Here is a 1,164-nt window from a genome sequence, read left to right on the forward strand (position 1 = left end):
GCGACCCGGTTGCACGCGGGCTCTGCCCCGTGTTCGGTCAGCGTCGACAATTTGAAGTCCAGCACCCGGGGCTGATCCAGCTCGTAGGTCGTCGTGCCGTCCGGCCAGGACAGCCGCCACGCCCGCGCGTCCAGGCCCGCGGCCAGGATCACCGCCTGACGAATGCCGGCGCGCGTCGCGGCGAGGAAGAACTCGTCGAAAAACGCCGTCCGCGAGGCCATGTAGCCGACCATCGCCTGCATCTGCAGCGGCAATTCGGGTTCGGCCTCGATGAGTTCGTCCGGTAGCTGCGGTGCCGAATGCCAGTTCCACACCCCGTCGCCGGCGGCGTCGAGGAAGACCTGCGCGAACGGGTCCCGGATCAACGGGTTGTCGCTTCGCGTCTCCGCGGCGCGCGCCGACGCCACGCCCAGTGCGGTGGCCCCCACGCTCTCGGTGATCTCCCAGCTGTCGTTCTCGGTCCTGGCCACGCGCATCCCCTCGAATCGATAGTTCGCCTACATACTCGACCGTACGCGCGCCGGATGGGTGGGAGCTATCGCGTAACCGGCTATCCGGTTAAGTTGTCGGCGAGCCGGCAAGCGGCAATTGTTTGCGGCGCCGAACGGATCCGAAGGATCGTTACACCATGCGAGTCGACGGGCGCGAGGTCATCGTTTCCGGCAGCTTGCTGCAGCCGCTGACCCGCCGCACCAACGACATCCTGCGGCTCGCGGCGAGCGCGACCTTCCTCGCCGTGGTGATCACGAGTTCGCTGATCACCCGGCCCCAGTGGGACGCGCTGGAGAAGTCGATCTCGCAGATCGTCGGCGTGCTCTCCCCGCGGCAGTCCGATTTGGTGTACCTCGCGTACGGCGTGGCGATCCTGGCCCTGCCGTTCATGATCCTGATCGGCCTGGTCGTCGGCCGGCAGTGGAAGCTGCTCGGGGCGTACGCGGCCGCCGCGGTGCTCGCGGCGCTACCGCTGTCGATCGGCGGCAACGGGTTTTCGGCGCCCCGCTGGCACTTCGACCTCTCCGAGCGGCTGCAGACCGTGCTGGGCCAGTTCCTCGACGACCCGCGCTGGATCGGCATGCTGGCGGCGGTGCTGACCGTCTCGGGGCCGTGGCTGCCCGCGCGGTGGCGGCACTGGTGGTGGGCGCTGCTGCTGGCCTTCGTGCCGAT

Annotated in this window: 1 protein-coding gene and 1 pseudogene; one reads left to right on the forward strand and one right to left on the reverse strand. The window is 68.8% G+C overall.

The window, feature by feature from the left end:
- On the reverse strand, positions 1–470 hold a 470-nt coding region (locus tag A9X05_RS10305), incomplete at its 3' end, for a class I SAM-dependent methyltransferase (protein WP_156736623.1).
- Between the two features lie 158 nt (positions 471–628).
- On the opposite strand from A9X05_RS10305, the pseudogene A9X05_RS10310 reads away from it, so the two are divergent.
- A pseudogene (locus tag A9X05_RS10310) lies at positions 629–1,164 on the forward strand (TIGR00374 family protein); the annotation flags it as partial.

Origin of the sequence: Mycobacterium sp. E3298 (assembly GCF_001666895.1) — a bacterium.
In the GTDB taxonomy this organism is placed as follows: domain Bacteria; phylum Actinomycetota; class Actinomycetes; order Mycobacteriales; family Mycobacteriaceae; genus Mycobacterium.